This is a genomic window from Pedobacter folensis, from assembly GCF_056490665.1.
Map to the genome: position 1 here is coordinate 22,386 of NZ_JBWJIF010000002.1, position 19,765 is coordinate 42,150.

Annotated in this window: 18 protein-coding genes; 1 reads left to right on the forward strand and 17 read right to left on the reverse strand. The window is 35.6% G+C overall.

All coding sequences use genetic code 11. The features are described 5' to 3' along the window. The 12 genes from rfbH to AC04QZ_RS08690 all read right to left on the reverse strand — a co-directional run bounded on the left by rfbH (position 1) and on the right by AC04QZ_RS08690 (position 13,983). On the reverse strand, positions 1–1,302 hold the full coding sequence (gene rfbH, locus AC04QZ_RS08635) for a lipopolysaccharide biosynthesis protein RfbH (protein ID WP_478357439.1): 1,302 nt from the start codon (positions 1,300–1,302) through the stop codon (positions 1–3). 8 nt (positions 1,303–1,310) lie between these two features. Beyond that, positions 1,311–2,225 (reverse strand): transketolase family protein, encoded by a 915-nt coding sequence (locus AC04QZ_RS08640; protein WP_478357440.1) that lies wholly within the window; start codon positions 2,223–2,225, stop codon positions 1,311–1,313. After that, positions 2,222–3,034 (reverse strand): transketolase, encoded by an 813-nt coding sequence (locus tag AC04QZ_RS08645; RefSeq protein WP_478357441.1) that lies wholly within the window; start codon positions 3,032–3,034, stop codon positions 2,222–2,224. The genes AC04QZ_RS08640 and AC04QZ_RS08645 overlap by 4 nt, the downstream gene beginning before the upstream one ends. Beyond that, positions 3,034–3,957, reverse strand: coding sequence for an NAD-dependent epimerase/dehydratase family protein (locus tag AC04QZ_RS08650; protein WP_478357442.1), 924 nt, complete (start codon positions 3,955–3,957; stop codon positions 3,034–3,036). The genes AC04QZ_RS08645 and AC04QZ_RS08650 overlap by 1 nt, the downstream gene beginning before the upstream one ends. Further along, positions 3,950–5,029 carry a CDP-glucose 4,6-dehydratase gene (gene rfbG / locus AC04QZ_RS08655; protein WP_478357443.1) on the reverse strand — a complete coding sequence of 360 codons (1,080 nt, stop codon included), beginning with the start codon at positions 5,027–5,029 and terminating at the stop codon, positions 3,950–3,952. The genes AC04QZ_RS08650 and rfbG overlap by 8 nt, the downstream gene beginning before the upstream one ends. Position 5,030: 1 nt before the next feature. Beyond that, entirely contained in the window at positions 5,031–5,807 is a 777-nt protein-coding gene (gene rfbF / locus AC04QZ_RS08660; RefSeq protein WP_478357444.1) for a glucose-1-phosphate cytidylyltransferase, read from the reverse strand. A gap of 9 nt (positions 5,808–5,816) precedes the next feature. Beyond that, positions 5,817–6,848, reverse strand: coding sequence for an FAD-binding oxidoreductase (locus tag AC04QZ_RS08665; protein ID WP_478357445.1), 1,032 nt, complete (start codon positions 6,846–6,848; stop codon positions 5,817–5,819). Positions 6,849–6,947: 99 nt separating this feature from the next. After that, complete coding sequence (gmd, locus tag AC04QZ_RS08670; RefSeq protein WP_478357446.1) at positions 6,948–8,075, reverse strand: GDP-mannose 4,6-dehydratase; 1,128 nt, start codon at positions 8,073–8,075, stop codon at positions 6,948–6,950. A 10-nt stretch (positions 8,076–8,085) separates the two neighbouring features. After that, positions 8,086–10,446 (reverse strand): GumC family protein, encoded by a 2,361-nt coding sequence (locus AC04QZ_RS08675; protein ID WP_478357447.1) that lies wholly within the window; start codon positions 10,444–10,446, stop codon positions 8,086–8,088. Positions 10,447–10,460: 14 nt separating this feature from the next. Then, a complete protein-coding gene (locus tag AC04QZ_RS08680; protein WP_478357448.1) occupies positions 10,461–11,267 on the reverse strand; it encodes a polysaccharide biosynthesis/export family protein in 807 nt (268 codons plus the stop codon). Positions 11,268–11,430: 163 nt separating this feature from the next. Beyond that, positions 11,431–12,171 carry a tyrosine-protein phosphatase gene (locus tag AC04QZ_RS08685; protein WP_478357449.1) on the reverse strand — a complete coding sequence of 247 codons (741 nt, stop codon included), beginning with the start codon at positions 12,169–12,171 and terminating at the stop codon, positions 11,431–11,433. 537 nt (positions 12,172–12,708) lie between these two features. Beyond that, entirely contained in the window at positions 12,709–13,983 is a 1,275-nt protein-coding gene (locus tag AC04QZ_RS08690; protein ID WP_478357450.1) for a nucleotide sugar dehydrogenase, read from the reverse strand. A gap of 235 nt (positions 13,984–14,218) precedes the next feature. Here AC04QZ_RS08690 and fcl point away from each other — a divergent pair, with 235 nt between their 5' ends. Further along, complete coding sequence (gene fcl, locus AC04QZ_RS08695; protein WP_478357451.1) at positions 14,219–15,145, forward strand: GDP-L-fucose synthase; 927 nt, start codon at positions 14,219–14,221, stop codon at positions 15,143–15,145. Between the two features lie 95 nt (positions 15,146–15,240). Here fcl and rfbA read toward each other — a convergent pair whose 3' ends face one another. The 5 genes from rfbA to AC04QZ_RS08720 all read right to left on the reverse strand — a co-directional run bounded on the left by rfbA (position 15,241) and on the right by AC04QZ_RS08720 (position 19,741). Next, the gene (gene rfbA, locus AC04QZ_RS08700; protein ID WP_478357452.1) at positions 15,241–16,101 is read right to left on the reverse strand and encodes a glucose-1-phosphate thymidylyltransferase RfbA; all 861 of its coding nucleotides are present in this window, start codon (positions 16,099–16,101) and stop codon (positions 15,241–15,243) included. A gap of 70 nt (positions 16,102–16,171) precedes the next feature. Further along, positions 16,172–17,032, reverse strand: a complete 861-nt coding sequence (gene rfbD, locus AC04QZ_RS08705) for a dTDP-4-dehydrorhamnose reductase (RefSeq protein ID WP_478357453.1) — start codon at positions 17,030–17,032, stop codon at positions 16,172–16,174. After that, entirely contained in the window at positions 17,025–17,576 is a 552-nt protein-coding gene (rfbC, locus tag AC04QZ_RS08710) for a dTDP-4-dehydrorhamnose 3,5-epimerase (protein WP_478357454.1), read from the reverse strand. Before rfbC ends, rfbD begins: the two co-directional genes overlap by 8 nt. Beyond that, the gene (rfbB, locus tag AC04QZ_RS08715; RefSeq protein ID WP_478357455.1) at positions 17,576–18,628 is read right to left on the reverse strand and encodes a dTDP-glucose 4,6-dehydratase; all 1,053 of its coding nucleotides are present in this window, start codon (positions 18,626–18,628) and stop codon (positions 17,576–17,578) included. Before rfbB ends, rfbC begins: the two co-directional genes overlap by 1 nt. Positions 18,629–19,528: 900 nt before the next feature. Further along, positions 19,529–19,741 (reverse strand): hypothetical protein, encoded by a 213-nt coding sequence (locus AC04QZ_RS08720; protein ID WP_478357456.1) that lies wholly within the window; start codon positions 19,739–19,741, stop codon positions 19,529–19,531. Positions 19,742–19,765 lie beyond the last annotated feature (24 nt).

Sequence of the window (19,765 nt, forward strand, 5' to 3'; positions counted from 1 at the left end):
TTATTTAATATAACTGGTAATTATATCCAACATATAATCGTAATGATTTTCATTTAGCCCCGGCCAAACACCCAACCAAAATGATTGATTCATAATGATATCCGTATTCTTTAAATCCCCAATTTTACGGTGCTCGATTCCAGCATAAGCGGGTTGCCTCAAAAGATTACCGGCAAACAATAATCTCGTGCCAATTTTTTTCTCTTCTAGATGCTGTACGAGCATATGGCGGTCGTTCGAATCGCCTTCTCTTAAAGTCATTAAAAATCCAAACCATGACGGATCGGAATTTGGAGTAGGCTCGGGTAGTATAAAGATCTCCTCAAGATCTTTCATCCTCGAATACAAAGCCGCATAGTTTTCTCTTCTGCGTTGTACAAAATGATCTAATTTTTTCAATTGAGAAACACCGAATGCTGCTTGCATATCAGTTACTTTTAAATTGAATCCAATATGAGAATAAGTATATTTATGATCATAACCATAAGGAAGCGATCCTAATTGTTGCCCGAACCGACAACCGCAGGTATCATCTTTTCCCGGTAAGCAGTAACAATCTCTACCCCAATCCCTAAAACTCTCTGCCAGTTTTGCTAATTCTGGATTATTGACAATTACAGCACCACCTTCACCCATAGTGATGTGGTGGGCAGGATAGAATGAAAAGGTAGAAATATCACCAAATGTCCCTGTTTTTTTCCCCTTATATGTCGCACCTAAAGAATCGCAATCATCTTCAACAACCCATAAGTTATATTTTTTAGCAACACGCATTACCTCGTCCAAATCAAATGGATTACCCAAAGAGTGAGCAATCATGATGGCTTTAGTTTTTGGAGATACTGCTTTTTCAATATCCTCAGCCAATACATTATGAGTGGCAATATCCACATCCACAAATACAGGTATAGCACCAAACTGAACAATTGGGTTAACTGTTGTTGGAAAACCCGCAGCCACAGTAATTACTTCATCACCTGGTTTAATCGCTCTATCGCCCAACTTCGGAGAGGTTAGCGCATAAAATGCCACTAAATTCGCAGAAGAACCAGAATTAACTAAGAGAGCTTTAGTAGCACCAAAATATTGTGCAAATTCGTGTTCAAATTGGCTTGCAAATCTTCCTGCTGTCAACCATGCATCTAATGTTGCATCAACACCAAAAAGCACATCTTCTTCATCAATTACTTTCCCTGTAACTGGAATATAATTCTCTCCCGCAATAATTGGTTTGTTAATATTCTTTTGTATTGCTTCTAATAATTGTCCTTGTAAAGAAGCATTAATATTTTTATATTCCATCCTTATTTTTATATTATTTCAAAATCTTCTGCCTTTAATTCTATTCCAGCAAGTTTACGCAAGTAATCTTGTGAGCCGGCTATTGAGTAAAATTTATCCCGTATAGCTATTCTTTTTATGAAAGGTGATTTATTTATAAGCCCTTCTTCTAATAAGTCATTTATTGTTTCTAAAATTGAAGAACCAAATCCACCCTGAGCTTGATGCTCTTCAATTGTAATTATTTTTTTATATTTCTTTAAAATATAACTAATCTGGTCCTTATTAATAGGTTTTACAAACGGAAAACTATAAATGGATGCATCTAGTTGGTGCTCATTTATAAAATCAACTGTGTACTTCAAAGTAGCTCCCATTGTAAATACAGCTACATTAGAACCGCTTGTTACTGATAAAATTTCACCTAATCTTAAATCCAGATCATTTACATGTACATAAGGTTCACCAGCTTTACCTATTCTGATATAGCAGGGCCCATTATGCTCAGCAGAGAATCTTGTTATCGCTTTTGCTTCAGCAGGGTCACCTGGTGCACAAACAACAATATTAGGTATTGTTCTTAACATTCCTATTTCTTCGGTTGCATGATGGGAGGCGCCAAGAGATCCATATGCGTATCCGCCACCAACGGCAACAATCTTAACATTTAAGTTATGATAACATATATCATATCTTATTTGTTCCATACAGCGAAGTGTAGGGAAATTCCCTATTGAATATATATAAACGCAATATCCATCCAGCGCTAAACCTGCTGCTACACCCGCCATATTTTGTTCGGCAATCCCAACATTCAAGAAACGATCTGGAAATTGTTGTGCGAATGGTTCAATTACGCTAAATCCTAAATCACCCACTAGTAAAAATATATTCTCATTTTTACGTGCTTCCTCAATTAGTTGTGTTATAAATGCAGTTCTCATTGTGTTTCGATTTCACTTAATGCTTGATTGAATTGTTTTTCATCTGGACTTTTGTAGTGCCATAATAATTCATTTTCCATAAATGATACTCCTTTCCCTTTGACAGTATGTGCAATTATCACTTTAGGTAAACCATTATTGTTATCTGCTTTTAAAATAGTTTCTTTTATCGATTCATGGTTATGCCCATCTATGTTAAAAACTTCCCATCTGAAAGATTTAAACTTATCCGTTAGGGGTTCGAGATCAATTACATCTTTAACATTACCCAAACTTTGTATTTTATTGTAGTCTACTATTAAGATTAAATTATCCAGTCCTACTTGTGGGGATAGTAAGATTGCTTCCCAATTTGAACCTTCATCAAGTTCTCCATCACTAACCAAACAGTATACTTTCTTGCTCCTAATTCTCCTTTTTGCAGCTAATGCTACGCCAACTGCAACTGGTAAGGCATGTCCTAAACTACCTGCTGAAATCTCAATACCTGGTACATGATGATTTGTATGGGATAATAGTTTGCTCCCGTCTTTACTATAAGTTTCTAAATCATCTAATGGAAAAAAGCCTTTCAAAGCAAGTGTTGCATATAAGCTTGTGCAGGCATGTCCTTTAGATAAAAGGAACATATCCCTATTCTCATTTTTAGGGTCTATTGGATCAATATTCAAACTGTCATGATACAATACAGCAAGGATATCTGCCATAGACAATGCCCCACCAATATGTGAAGCCTTGGCTCTAAAAACCATCTGTATAGTTTTTTTTCTTATTTCAGTTGCAAATTTTTTAGAATTTTCAAACTTCATTATTTCTTTCTCCTTTCAATATAATATTGAACAGTTTTATTTAGATTTTCTTCAAAGCTACCTTCATCTATTGGCCCCAATTCATTCTCCAACTTAATCATACTTCCTTTTATTAACATTGGCTGATTAGGTCTATAAGGAATAGCTCCATAATTAATAGATGAAGTTTTTGGATTTACAATTTCAAGAATACGCTCTATAACAGATTTTAATGAATATGCTTGCTTTGATGAAAGATTATAAAGTCCACTTTTAATTTCAGAACTATTAGTAATATCCAAAACAACACTTGATAGATCCTTAACATACATATAGGCATATTCCTGTTCACCAAGGGTCATATTTAATTCTTCGCCATTAATAATTTTATTTATAACCATTGGGATAAACCAATCCGCCCCCTCCTTCTCTCCAAAAAAGGAGAATAATCTTAACCAATACCAATCAATTCCATTGTAATCACAAAAGTGTTTAACGCAATCAGAAGCTAACGACTTTGATATACCATAGGCAGAGTTAGGTTTAACAGTACTTTCTTCATTAATTTCACCTTCAAAATGTCCATACTCTGCTTGTGATCCAAAAGAAATAAATTTTTTAATTTTTAGAATATTTCCAATTTCCAACAATGCTGACAATAAGTTGAGGTTTCCTATTTGATGTTGTAAGTCATCTCTATCTTTTGCGCCTACTCCAAACCACGCGCAGTGAATGATTACTTTAGGTTTAGCTTCGATTACTAATGTTTGCCAATCCTCTGACTCAATGTCAATCCATGTTATGGCATCAAAGAAATCGTCACACCGCCAAAAATCAGTATTGTTTCTTTTAAAAGAAATGACTTTATAACCTGACTTAATAAACCTTTCCGCTATATGAGATCCCAAAAATCCACTAACTCCTGTAATTAAAATTTTATCCATTCAAAAAGGATTTTATTTGTTCATTGGTAAAAGACCTTATATCCTCATCTTTTCTTGTATAAACCTTATACCAATTAATCGTTTCCTCAACGGCTTTAATAGCATTGTATTTCGGTCTCCATCCTAATTGGACCATTGCCTTACTAATATCTAACTTTAACAATCCTGCTTCATGGGGTTGGTTTTCTAATTCTTCAACCTTATAAATACCTTCACCCCAAGATTTTATTGCCAACTCAAGCATTTCCTTTACAGGTAGTGCATCAGAAGCATATGGCCCGAAATTATAAATTTCACCAAACATTATTGGGTCGACATCTAAATTCATACCCAATATAAGGTAAGCAACCACAGGCTCTAAAACATGTTGCCATGGACGCACAGAATTTGGGTTTCTAATAATAATTTCTTCATTTTTAGAAAGTGCTTTAGCGATGTCAGGAATCAATCGATCTTTTGACCAATCCCCTCCTCCAATTACATTTCCTGCTCTGCCAACAGCAATTCCTTTTTTATGGACACCAATTTTGGATTTATTGAAAAAAGAATTTTTATAGGAATCGATTACCAATTCCGTACAGGCTTTACTTGCACTATAGGGATCATAACCACCTAAGCGGTCATTTTCACGATATGGATATTCCCATTCGTTGTTATGATATACCTTATCAGTTGTAATTAAAACAACCGAACATTTTTTCTCCAATAAACGTACTGCATCCAACAAGTTGGCTGTGCCGATTGCATTTACCTCAAAAGTTTCTGACGGAATCTCATAAGATAACCTAACTAATGGCTGAGCAGCCAGATGAAAGATAAAATCCGGTTGAAAATCCACAATTGCTGTTTTAAGCGCTTCCCGATCACGTAAATCTGAAATTACAGATTCACAAATCTCATCTCCTTTTATCAGATGGTATAAGTCATTTTCGGTTTGAGGAGCCAAAGCATATCCTTTAACTTTTGCCCCCAAAAGTTGAAGTGTCTTCAACATCCACGAACCTTTAAATCCAGTGTGGCCAGTCAGGAATATCTTTTTCCCCTCGTATGTTTTTTTTAGTTCACTTAACATATTACCAGATTTTCCATTTTGCCTCTCCAGTGCTCCAAAGCTGCTCCAATTCAATTCGATCTCTTAAAGCATCCATAGGTTTCCAAAAACCAGGATGTTTAAAAGCTGCCAATTCCCCATCATTGGCAATTTCTTTCAACGGTATATTTTCCCATTGGATAGTATCCATATCCCCTTCAAGATATTTAAATATCCCTGGTTCTAATACGAAGAACCCACCGTTGATCCACATCCCATCACCCTGTGGTTTTTCTACAAAATGGTTAACTTTTCCATTCTCATCCATCTCAATATTGCCAAAACGACCTGGGGTTTGGATACTGGTTAAGGTTGCCAGTTTGCCATGGCCTTTATGAAATTCGACTAACTTTGTAATGTCGATATCTGCTACACCATCACCATAAGTAAGCATAAAGGTCTCATCCTGTACATATTTTTGAATACGCTTAATTCTGCCTGCGGTGTTAGTAGATAATCCAGTATCAACAAGGGTTACCTTGAAAGATTCTGAATTTGAAAAATGGACATCTACTTTATTTTTTTCGATATCAATGGAAACATCAGAATTGTACAAGTAGTAATTTAAAAAATATTCTTTAATACTTTGCGCTTTGTAGCCCAGGCACAATACAAAATCGTTATAACCATAAGCTTCGTAGATTTTCATAATGTGCCATAGAATTGGCTTACCGCCAATTTCAACCATAGGTTTTGGACGAGCTTCGGTCTCTTCCATTAATCGGGTACCTAAACCACCTGCAAGTATTACTACCTTCATATTTTTATATTATATTTCTATATGTACGTTTTCTGTCAATGGATGAGTGCAACAAAGCAAAAACTCATCTGATGCAAGATCATCACGCTCTTTACTTAACCCAATCATTTTGGCCTTACCATCCAGCAATTTTCCTTTGCAGGTACTGCAATTCCCAGTTTGGCAGGAGTAAGGCAATTCAATATCAGCATTTAAAGCAGCTTCTAAAATACTTTTCCCTTTCGCTACTTCGAGATTATATGTTTTCTTATCAAAATTTAAGATCACATTTTGGGTGTAAACATCAATCAAATCCTTTGGATCCTTCACCAGTTCAAAATCTTCAGAATATACATTTTGCAAAAACCCAAATTTATTTAAAATGGCACTTTTTACAGATTCTTTTAAACCAGTTGGTCCACAGATATAGTGTGCACATTTTTTCGCATCTAAACTTTTATCTAAGATCTGTAAAGCCTTAGCTTGATCAATTCTTCCTTGAATTAAATGTGGGTTAGCTTCATTAACAAACAACTTGGTGTGAAAATGACGCACAATTAGCCGATCTGTATATTGTAACATCAAATGATTAATTTGATCTTTAAAAATAGTGGTTTCATGGTTTTTGTTCCCATAATTCAAATGTACTCTTACTCCATCAACTGTAGATAAGATATATTTAATGATAGAAATCAATGGTGTAATGCCACTACCAACACCCCAAAAAAACACATCAGTATACACACTATCTTCCTCAAAAATAAAGTCGCCCATGGGCGGCATGACCTCAATGGAATCACCAATTTTAACCATATCATTGATATGATTGGATACCAATCCATTTTCTACCCGCTTCACCGTAATCTCTAAAAAAGAATCAATTCCGGGACAAGACGAAAAAGAATAGGGCCGGATATAACGCCTCCCATTAATTCTAAAGATTAAGGTTAGGTATTGTCCCGCCAAATATTTGATTTTCTTTAACCCTGGCTGCTTAAAGCACAAAGTAACTGTGTCTTCAGTTTCCTCTCTAATGTCAGCAACTTTTAGCGTATAGTTCATTATTAATGAGTATTTTCTATCAGTGAAGAAAATTATGATTCAATATATCTATTGGCAGCTTAATTATTATACAGTTAAGCATTTCCTTAAATAAACTATTTAATCAAATTGATTTTTGATCTTATAACCATGAGCTTTAAGCAAAGTTTCTTTTCTGAAGTGCTCTACATCAGTAGCTACCATTTCTTTCACTAACGCAGCCAAATCGTATTTAGGCTCCCAGCCTAATTTAGTTTTTGATTTAGTAGGGTCACCAATTAACAAATCCACTTCTGTTGGACGGAAGTAAGCCGGATCAACTCCCACTACCTCGGTACCTGCTGTAATCTGGAAATCTGGATTACTACAACTCACAACATATCCTTTTTCTTCTACGCCTCCGCCTTTGAACTCTACAGTAATTCCCACTTCTGAAAAGGCCATGCGCACAAATTCACGAACCATTGTGGTTATACCTGTTGCAATTACAAAATCTTCAGGAACATCTTGTTGTAAGATTCTCCACATCGCCTCTACGTAGTCTTTCGCATGCCCCCAATCGCGTTCTGCATTTAGATTCCCAAGGAATAATTTACTTTGTAAACCCTGTGCAATTTTAGCCACGGCACGGGTAATTTTTCTGGTCACAAAGGTTTCTCCCCTTAATGGGCTCTCATGGTTAAATAGAATCCCATTGCAGGCAAACATTCCATAAGCCTCACGATAGTTTTTAGTGATCCAAAAACCATAAATCTTAGCTGCTCCATATGGTGACCGCGGATAAAAAGGAGAATTTTCGTCATAAAACCCTTTATCGTTTTTATTTTCTGGCATGCCACCATATAATTCAGAAGTAGATGCCTGATAAACTCTGGTCTTTTTTTCTAAACCTAAGATTCTTACTGCTTCCAATATCCTTAAGGTTCCGATACCATCTACATTCGCTACATATTCAGGCGAATCAAAAGATACTTTCACATGACTCATCGCTCCTAAATTGTAAATCTCATCTGGCTGTACCTCTTGAACGATTCTGATTAAATTCGTTGAATCTGTCAGATCTCCATAATGTAATTTAAATCGTACATTTTCATCATGAGGATCTTGGTAAAGATGGTCCACTCTGTCAGTATTGAAAAGAGAACTTCTTCTTTTAATACCATGTACCATATAACCTTTTTCGAGTAACAGTTCAGCAAGATATGCGCCATCTTGCCCTGTGATGCCCGTTATTAATGCAACTTTCATATTATGTATTCTAAAGCTTTAATTTTCCCCTTAATTTATCCAACAAACCATCCTGCTTAACTTCACCATATGACCCATATCCATAGCCATAGCCGTAAAACTTACTTACAATATCGTTGACAACAATGCCTAAATTTTTCATTTTTCCACTTCGATAAAGATCTTCAAGAATATTTAATTGGCTTTTTTGAGTAACCCCTTGTCTAACCAAATAAATCGTAACGTCAGAATAAACAGCTAGCAGTTGAGCATCTGTTATAATGCCAACTGGTGGAGCATCCATTATAATATAATCAAATTGTTTTTTTAATTCACTAATGAGATTTGCTGTATGTTCACTCATAAGTGTTTCGGCAGGATTTGGGGGCAAAGGGCCAGACGAGATAATAAACATGTTTTTATTTATCGTAATTGGCTTTATTATATCAGACATTTTAATATCTGGGCTAATAGTATAATTGCTAAATCCCATATCGTTCCGTACACCCAATTTTGCTGAAAGTCCTGGTTTACGTAAGTCTAGTTCCATTAATAAAACCTTTTTACCTGCTAATGCCAAGATATTACCCAAATTTATGGCAGTAAAAGATTTGCCTTCGCCACTCATACTGGATGTTAAAAGAATCACCTTTTCATCTTTTGCCTTTAAATAAAAAGAAAGATTAGTTCTTAGAGCCCTAAATTGTTCCGAAATGGCGGATCGGCTTTGATTAGCAACAATCAAATTATCAGAGGTCGAATTGTGACTAATTTCGCCAATTATAGGTACTTGAGTAAGTCCAGTAATCTCATCTTTTGTTTTAATCGTAGTACTTAAAAGTTCAAGTCCAAAAATTAGAGCTAACGGAATTAACAACCCTGCTAATAATCCCGCTAGATATATTACGTGTCCTTTTGGACTTATTGGAAGTACTTGTGCTTTTGGTGGATCAATAGTTTTAGCAACAGAAATATTTGAAGTCTTGGATATTGCTGTTTCTTCAGCTTTTTGCATCAAAAAGATATATAATTCCTGTTTAATCCCCTTATTTCTAACTAATTTTAAGTAATTTTTCTCTATTTTGGGAACTCCTGAAATTTGACTTTCAGCCTTTGTTAACTGGCTTCTTAATTTATCCCGAGTAACGACAAATGTATTTTTTGTACTTTGAATATTAGCCAATATGCCACTCCGTAACCCCAAAATTTGGTTATCAATATTTTTTATAAAAGGGCTTTCCTCGGTAACACTTAAGAGTTGCTTGTCGCGCTCTACTAATAAAGCATTATATTGGCTCATCAAACCAGAAAAAACCATATCTTGAGGAAGGAGAGATGTTGGGAATACTCTTTTATTTTTACTCTCGTCTTTTAAATAGTCTTCTAAATCAGTCAATATACTTACCTGTGTCTCCGCCTTAGCTAATTCAGTACTAAACTCCCCTGTATTTTGAACAAGCAATTTTCCTTGTTCACTCATGTCTGCTAGCTTGTTATTCTGTTTAAAAGTTTCTTCTTGGTTTTCTACATCTCCCAATTCAGAAGCAATAACATTTAGGCGTTCTTTAATAAATTTATATGTACTATCAGCTATTGCATTTTTATCGTCGAGGTTCGATTCAGTATATTTACTTATTAGATTATTTAAAATATCTTCTCCTTTTTTTGGTAGTGGGTATGAAAACCCTAAATCTACAATACTAACTTGTTTATTTGTAACTGCAACAGACAATTGTTGCATCAGAATTGCAACTCTTGAATCGATAGAACTTACGTTAATTAAATATTTACCAGTATCGAACTGATCAATTTTACTGGGCTCCAACTTAATAATCCCAACATCCTTTACACTAAACTCTTCGTTCCATCCAACTTCCTTTTCAAAATTCTTAGTACTTATTTTTATTCTGTTGCTTGAAATTTTTTCAACCTCGAATTTTGTAGTCTTAATTGTATCAACACCTTTAATTATATTTAATTTAAATGGGGGCTCATATAATTCGCGACTAACAAAATCAATCTTTTTTGAATAAACAAGATTTAACTGCATTTTACGGACAACCTGCTCCATCAAAAATCTGGTTTTTAAGATTTCCGCCTCATTATCCACTGAATTTTTTGCACCTAACAACCCGCCCAAATCCATTAAACTACTACTTTGTTTACCTAAAGCGGAACCTTTTTCATCGTCATTGACTAAAATTTTTGCGCTTATTTGATATGTTGGAGGAGTATACTGAATATACAGAAATGCAGCAAGCAAACACACCAAAATACTCAATGCAAACCATAGCCATTTATCGCTAAGTTTTGCAAAAATCTCCTTCAAATTTATAGTATCTTCTTCTTCAACCCTATCTTGCCTTGTATTATTCCTTGATATCTTTGTCATTTTTACTACAGATCTTATTTAAAACTTGAAATTGCCAGTACAATTACAGAAACCACTGAGGCTAAGACACCTATGGTTTGAATTTGGGCAGAATTAGATGCTGAAACCTTACGTTTATTTGGCTCCACATAAATGACATCATTTTGCTTTAAATAGTAGAAAGGGCTATTAAAAATATTGCTAGAATTTAAGTTAAGCCGAGAAAACTCTTTTTTCCCGCCATTATCCCTAATAATTAAAACATTTTCCCTCTTTCCATAAATGGTTAAATCTCCGGCTAAACTTAAGGCATCTAATATAGTTACCTTTTCGTTTGGTAGTGTATACGCAGAAGGGGCATTAACTTCCCCTAAAACACTTACTTTAAAATTTGCAAATCGTAGTTGAACATTTGGTTGCTTATAAACATTAGCAGCTTTTTCTCTGATTAATTCTCTAGCTTGATAAGTCGTTAAACCAGCAACTTTTAATTTCCCTATAAGGGACAATTCTATTTCACCATTTTTATCTACTAAAAAACCTGTATTTTGTGTTGTTAAGCTTGTGTTTGTATTTCCACCTAGTATAGGTGTTGATGCAGCTTGATTAACGATAATTCCACTCTGAGGATTTAAAGTGAAGATATTAATACTTAAAATATCATCAGCCTGAATAACTGGCTCAGTAAAGCTGATTGCGCTATCCAATCTTGCCTGATTTACAGCCTGAATATCCTGAAAATAAGCTATTTTTTTGTTACTTACGCAAGAAGACGATATTGCGACCACAAGTAGCAAAGCAATTATACTAAGTGCTTTGGTTAAATTATTTATTTTATTCATAGATACATGTCTATTTGAAGTGAAATCTACCACTTTAAATAGCTCGCAAACTTAATCATTTAATTGTAAAATCGAAGAACTCAAAATATGATTATGATAATCGATTAGATTCTTGCCGCTACAAGCAGGAATCGTGCCATTTTAAGAATATGGGCGTTAAACATTATATCATTACAGATTCAAAAATTTCTTGATTTTTAAATTCGTATTGCCCAATTAGTTCATAAAGTCTGCCTGACTCAACCGCCGTGGTTAATGTATTTAAATGTTTAACATGGTGTAAATCTGTACCAGCTAAATCGTACATCTTTTCTTTTAATAATGAATCAGCTAATTGTTTTACCTCTTTTCCATAGTAACCTAAAACAGATAATAAATTCAATTGCAATAAACAACCCTTTTCCTTAAACCTTTTTAACCTGTTTCTATCTTTGAAGTAAAAAGTATAACGCTCGGGGTGCGCCAATATTGGATGAAGTCCTTTTATTTCGATGTCGAAAATTGTTTGGCTGATACCTGGGCTTTCTGTTAGGTAGGACATTTCAATTAACAAATGTTTACTATCTAAAGTACATAGCGGCTCATCTATACTAAAGTCCTGATCAATCATATACTCTGCTGCTGCACCTAATTTTAGTGTAATGTTTTGCTTTGTCATTTCTGCTTGCAACAAAGCTTTTGCGTCCTTAATCGTCTCAGGCGTATTCGGATATAATTCTTTAAAAATGTGTGGTGTGGCAATCAATTGATCGAAACCCAATTCTTGTAAACCCCTCACAAACCGAATGGAAGTGGTTACATCAGGTGAACCATCATCAATGCCCGGCAAAATATGCGAATGCATATCCGTGCCCAGCCAAGCAATATCGGTTACTTTATTTCTTTTTGTAAAAAAACTTAACATATTTATAACAATGAAATATCAATTAACTCGCCTTATCATAATCACTCGTTTATAAACGAAATAATCACCGCAATAATACGCGAATTGAGTGTATTATTTATAGAACAATCAAAGTATTCTAATTAAGGTGTTAAATTTAAGAAAATTCATGCTATTTTCTAATAAAGAGTAGATTAAATCAGACAAATAGTCGAAAATGATGCTTTAAAAAAATTTACAGCTTAATTTGCACAAGAAAATTAACAAAAATATAATCTACACGCTATCAACAAATAGTTGAAGCTTTAAAGTATTTCCCTTTTAAATATTCGTCTCTTTTCATTAAATGAAGATCAAAAATTACCTATTCTTAATCAAAGCTGCTAAACTTGGTACAGGCTGGCTAGCTCAAGCCTGACCTTGCATCCAATAGCTATCGGATTATTGCCATTAAAATTAGCTTTGCTGAGCAATCGTGGCTCCCGCCTGTGCGAGAATGACGCACTGTGTTAATGCCCCTACTCATAGCTCAAAATGAGCAGGTTGAAAGCGAAGTGCCTATAATCGGGCATCCACCAAATTCCTGTCGATAAAAGATTTGGTATCAAAAATGAGTGTTCCTTTTTCTTTAATACTGCTATAATCAATGTCCAAAAACTGCTGGTGCGCCACAGCAAGGATAACAGCATCGTAATGTTTAAACTGACCATCAATCATTTCGATGCCATACTCCGCTTTCACTTCATCTATATTAGCCCATGGATCATATACATCAACATCCATACTAAAAGCTTTCAGCTCCTTGTAGATATCAGTTACCCTCGTATTTCGGGTATCGGGACAATTTTCTTTAAAAGTAAAACCTAATATGAGTGCTTTAGCACCATTAATTACTTTATCTCTGGCCACCAACATCTTGATGACCTTGTTGGCCACAAACATGCCCATATTGTCATTTACCCTACGGCCAGATAGGATCACTTCGGGTTTATAACCCAAAGCCTCCGATTTGTGCGCCAAATAATAAGGATCTACACCGATACAATGGCCACCCACCAAACCGGGCTTGTAATTGAGGAAATTCCATTTGGTTGCAGCAGCAGCTAATACATCTGCTGTATCAATGCCCATGCGATCGAAAATTAAGGCCAGTTCGTTTACAAAAGAGATATTTACATCCCGCTGTGCATTTTCTATTGCTTTTGAGGCTTCTGCTACTTTAATGCTAGGCGCCAAATGAGTACCTGCCGTAATAATAGATGTGTAGAGTTGATCAATTTCAGCAGCAATTGCAGGCGTGGAACCCGAGGTTACCTTTTTAATTTTGGTAAGGGTATTAATTTTATCGCCTGGGTTGATCCTTTCGGGCGAATAACCACAGAAAAAATCGATATTATATTTTAATCCTGAAATTTTTTCCAATACAGGCACACAATCTTCTTCGGTGCAACCCGGATAAACAGTCGATTCATAAATGACAATATCGCCTATTTTAAGCACAATACCCAGCATTTTGCTGGCTGCAAGTAATGGTTGCAGATCTGGCCTTTTCAAGTGGTCGATAGGGGTTGGGACGGTTACAATATAGATGCTACAAGCGGCAAGATCAGCTAAATTAGCACTCAGTGTTAAGCCTGGGTCAGATCCGGCAAGTACAGCCTGCAGATCCTCCAGGTTAGCTTCATTTGTCCGATCCTTTAATTGATTTAACTCCGCTACACGGCTTTCATTGGTATCAAAACCGATAACCTGATATTTTTTAGCAAATTCTATGGCCAGGGGCAAGCCTACATATCCTAAACCAATAATTGCAATTTGCTTTTCTGTATTCATGTTTGAATGCTTGATGGGCAAAGATATATAAAATGGCTATACCCTCCATCCTTTCCCGCATTGTTATAGCCACAAATGATATTCACACTATTTGAACCGGTGATCAACTAAAAGCAAGTCTTGATACTGAGCTACAAATAAACTACTTTCTAATGCTTTAGCTATACCTTTAAACGATTTTATTTACCTTATTTCTAAAATCTGTTGTATTTTCGCATGCATTAAAAAAAATACATTGGAAAAAAGCGCTAAAATTTATATTGCAGGTCATAGGGGAATGGTGGGTTCAGCCATTTACCGTAAATTACAGAAAGAGGGTTATACCAATCTGATTACCAAAACATCAGCTGAACTGGATCTTCGCAATCAACAGGCTGTCGCAGATTTTTTTGCGACAGAAAAACCCGATTACGTATTCTTAGCCGCAGCAAAAGTAGGTGGCATTGTTGCGAACAACACTTACAGAGCTGATTTTCTTTATGAGAATTTGGCTATCCAAAACAATGTTATTCATAGTGCTTATGTAAATGAGGTTAAAAAATTAATGTTTTTGGGCTCGAGTTGCATTTACCCAAAAATGGCCCAGCAACCACTTAAAGAAGATTATTTATTAACAGGAACTTTAGAACATACCAATGAACCATATGCTATTGCTAAAATTGCGGGTATTAAAATGTGTGATGCTTACCGCGATCAATACGGTTGTAACTTCATTTCTGTAATGCCGACAAACCTTTATGGTTACAATGATAACTATCACCCACAAAATTCACACGTATTACCAGCTTTAATCCGAAAAGTACACGAGGCTAAGATTAATAATGAGAAAGAGGTTGTCGTGTGGGGATCAGGCTCACCAATGCGTGAATTTTTATTTGCTGATGACTTGGCTGAAGCTTGTTATTTCTTAATGGAAACTTATAATGAGCCAAATTTGCTTAACATTGGTACAGGAGAAGATCTTACCATTAAAGATCTCGCTTTATTGATCAAAGATGTTTTAGGTTTCGAGGGCGAATTGGTATTTGATTCGAGCAAACCCGATGGTACGCCCAGAAAATTAATGGATGTGAGTAAATTACACGCTTTAGGCTGGAAACATAAAATTGAATTGCCAGAGGGTATTGCTTTGGTTTATCAAGATTTTGAAAGTAGATATTAGTATTAATTAAAATATCAAAGGCTTAAGTCTCATTATAATAATGATCTTAAGCCTTTTTTGTTTTTATAAATAACGAAATAAGACCTTAAGCTCCTTTATTTAATCTGTTTAAGCAGATAACTACCATAGCCGCTCTTAACCAATGGCGTAGCAATAGCTTTTAGCTGCTCAGCATCGATGAAGCTCATGCGGTAAGCAATTTCTTCAATACAGCCTATCTTTAAGCCTTGTCTTTCTTCGATAATCTGAACAAATTGTCCGGCTTGCATTAGTGATGTAAAGGTCCCGGTATCCAGCCAGGCTGTACCACGGCTTAATACGCCTACTTTTAATTTGCCCCGCTCTAAGTACACGCGATTTACATCCGTAATTTCGTATTCTCCACGTGGCGAAGGTTTAATATTTTTTGCAATTTCTACCACCTCGTTATCATAAAAATATAAACCTGGTACTGCGTAGTCTGATTTAGGCTGAACAGGTTTTTCTTCAATCGAAATGGCCTTTTTATTAGCATCAAACTCCACAACACCGTAACGTTCAGGGTCAGCAACCTGGTAGGCAAATACCACGCCGCCATCGGGATCGGAACTGGCCTGCAATAATTTGGCCATGCCATCTCCATGAAAAATATTATCGCCTAGCACTAAGGCTACTTTATCTTTTCCTATAAATTCTTCACCAATCACAAAAGCTTGCGCTAAACCATTCGGTTCGGCCTGCACGGCATAACTAAATTTACAGCCCAAAGAAACACCATCGCCCAATAATTTTTCAAAATTTGGCAGATCATGTGGGGTAGAAATAATCAGAATTTCTTTTATCCCAGCCAACATTAACGTAGATAGCGGATAATAGATCATCGGTTTATCGTAAACCGGCATCATCTGTTTACTACAAGCCAAAGTTAAAGGATGCAAACGGGTTCCGCTGCCACCAGCTAAGATTATACCTTTCATATTTTAGTCATTAGTTCATTGGTCATTGGTTCATTAGTCATTGCAGACCTAAATGAATAATGATACCTATTTATTGTATTTTAATCTGTTTTATACACTCCGCCAAACTATCTCTCCAATAAGGAATTTCGATATTAAATGTTGCTTTGATTTTGCTTTTATCCATCACCGAAAATGCTGGTCGCCTTGCTTTAGTTGGGTAAGCAGATCCAGGTATCGAATTTACCTTAATTTCTATTTTACTGATATCAAATATGGCTTTTGCGAAGTCGAACCAGGACGTTACGCCTTCATTGCTATAATGATAAAGGCCATAGCTAGTTTGATCGGATTCAATAATATCATAAATAGCATTAGCCAGATCGATTGCGTAAGTTGGTGTACCTACCTGATCGGCTATGATATTCAGTTCATCACGTTCAGCGCCCAGTTTCAGCATGGTTTTTACAAAGTTATTGGCATATTCAGAATACAACCAGCTGGTACGGATGATAAAATGAGCAGGCAATTTGGCTGCTACTGCTTTTTCACCATCCAGTTTGGTTAGCCCATAAATATTAATTGGCCTAGCCTCGTCATCTTCCGTTAGCAGCTTCACATTATTCCCTTCAAAAACGAAATCAGTAGAAACATGAACCAAAGTAGCCCTATTTGCTAAACAGGCCGAAGCCAGGTATCCTACTCCAGTTTTATTAATGGCTTTTGCCAGATCAGCTTCATCTTCGGCCTTATCTACTGCAGTATAAGCCGCACAGTTAATCACAAATGCGGGTTGTTCCTTAGCCAAGAGTGCATTTAAACCACCTTCATCCAAAATGTTGGCATCCCGCTCATCAGGAATAACAATTTCTATTATTCCCCTACGCTCTGCAACCGCCTTTAAACATTGACCCAATTGCCCGGCAGCACCAATTACTACTATTTTATTCATATGTGCTGTAAAGCTGAAATGGTTTTAGAAGTAAGTCTTTATCAGAAACAGAGTGGTCTTCTTCAGGGATTAACCAATCGATGTTCAGATCAGGGTCGTTATAAATTACCCCGGTTTCAGATTTGTTGTTAAAGAAATTATCACACTTATATAAAAATTCTGCGGTTTTACTCAGTACCGAGAAACCATGAATAAAACCTCTTGGAATGTATACTTGTAACTTATTTTCGGCATTTAACTTAATAGAGAAATGCTTACCATAAGTTGGAGAACCTGGACGAGCATCTACGACAACATCCAATACCTCTCCTTTGGTTACCCGTACCAGTTTGGCCTGTGCAAATTCTCCGGCTTGGGCATGTAGGCCACGGATTACACCATATGAAGAATAAGATTGATTATCCTGAACAAATCTGCCTGATAAACCCGTTTTTTCTTCAAATGTATTTTGATTAAAACTTTCAAAAAAATAGCCCCTCGGGTCTTCGAATACCCGGGGTTTAATGATAAGACAGTCTTTTAAGCCTGTTTGCTCAATTTCCATTATTTATTGCTGTACTGTTGTTCGTAATAGGATTGGTAATTACCTGATGTTACATTATTTAACCAATCCTCATTTTGTAGATACCAATCAACGGTTTTGGCCAAACCTTCTTCAAACTGCAAACTAGGAACCCAGTCCAATTGATTCTGTAATTTGCCCGAATCAATGGCATAACGCAAATCATGTCCCGCGCGGTCGGTTACATAGGTAATCAGTTTGGCTGATTCACCAGCATCGCGGCCTAACTTCTGATCCATAATGGTACAAAGCAGATTAATCAGATCGATATTTTTCCATTCGTTATGGCCACCAATGTTATAGGTATCGCCAGTTTTCGAATTATGAAAAATCACATCAATTGCCCTGGCATGGTCTTCTACCCATAACCAATCGCGCACATTCTCTCCTTTACCGTATACAGGTACCGGTTTGTTATTTTTAATATTATTAATCGCTAACGGAATCAGTTTCTCTGGAAAATGATGAGAGCCATAATTATTAGAGCAATTAGAAATTACACAATCCATACCATAAGTATCATGGTAGGCCCTTACAAAGTGATCTGAACTCGCTTTCGAAGCAGAATAGGGGCTATGAGGATCGTAAGCGGTGGTCTCGGTAAACATCCCTGTTTCGCCTAAAGCGCCATATACCTCATCGGTACTTACATGGTAAAAACGTTTTTTATCGTAATCCCCTTTCCAATATTCGCGGGCAGCATTTAATAAATTAACTGTACCAATTACATTGGTAATTACAAAAGCTGTTGGATCAGAAATAGAACGATCTACATGGCTTTCTGCCGCTAAGTGAATAACTGCATCGAAGTTTTCTGTTTTAAACAGATCAAAAATCGCGTTAGCATCAGTAATATCTTCTTTAATAAATCTATAATTAGGTTTATTTTCGATATCGGTTAAGTTAGCCAGGTTACCAGCATAGGTAAGTTTATCTAAATTGACGATTTCGTATTGAGGATAGTTGTTCACAAAACGGCGGACTACATGAGAGCCAATAAAGCCCGCACCACCAGTGATTAAGATTTTTTTCACAGTTATTAAATGATTTTCAATTCTGCTAAAGTAAGTTAGATTTAAGCAAAAAACAACTTAATTTTGACATTCTTACCGTATGGATTGCCAAACTTCAAATTTTGCATTGCGATTTTACAGCGATAAAGTTCAGATGTTTATTTTTTTTAACGTTTTAGTCGACCAGCTCATTTAAATGGTAGACATTTTACTGCTTTAATCTTTTTTGGCATTTGATTTCTTCGTTAGTATTCATTGACTTATCTATTAACCTTTTTAACTAAATAAAAGATCTAAATTATCCATTATAAAACTCTGGCATTTATCTACAAAGGTGATTTGTTTTGACATACCACCAAACTAGCGAACTAATGAAACCTAAGATAACTTTTTCGATTACAATTTGCAGGTCATCACGAGCTACTTTGATATTGCCTGAAGGTGATTGAGTGCCTTGAATACCATAATCCAACGTATCCAAAGATAGATTGCAAATGTCTTAAAAAGATCAAGAATTAGTATAGATAACTAAGCAGTAGTTACTTAATTCAACAGAAAGTCAAAACAACTAATGCATTAGTTTTCAACATTAATAGAAATTATGTTAGTAATTAACATAAAATAAATGCACTTTCATATATAATTTAAGATAACTTAACGTTACCATTACAATAACCAAATAACTATTTATATGAGCACATTCCTTTTAATCACGGCGGCATTCTATGTTATTTCCTTTGGATTAATGTTTTATTGCTATGTCTCAGCTGAGCAGATTCCCAGCGATGACGAAAAATTTTAACCAGTTCTTCCCTGTCATCAAAATTAACGTCTCCCTTAAAGTAATTTATTGAACTTTCTCACAGAAAGCTCATGATTGCTATGGTTAAATTCATCCGCACCATTAAGTAAATAATTACTCTATTTATTGGCTATCCATTTAATTAAATGGGGTGCAGCACCTGTATACCATAAAACTGCAGAAATTAAGAATATGGCTATTAGTATCCATAAAATAGGCCATCCTTCAAATTTATGTTTGGAAACAGGAGTGTAAGACTCATCAAGTTTATTATGGTCACTGTCCATCCTGTTACCCTTTTTCATTGGTTTCGGATTAGAGATCTTGCTCATAAAAATATTCAGTTAGAATTACAA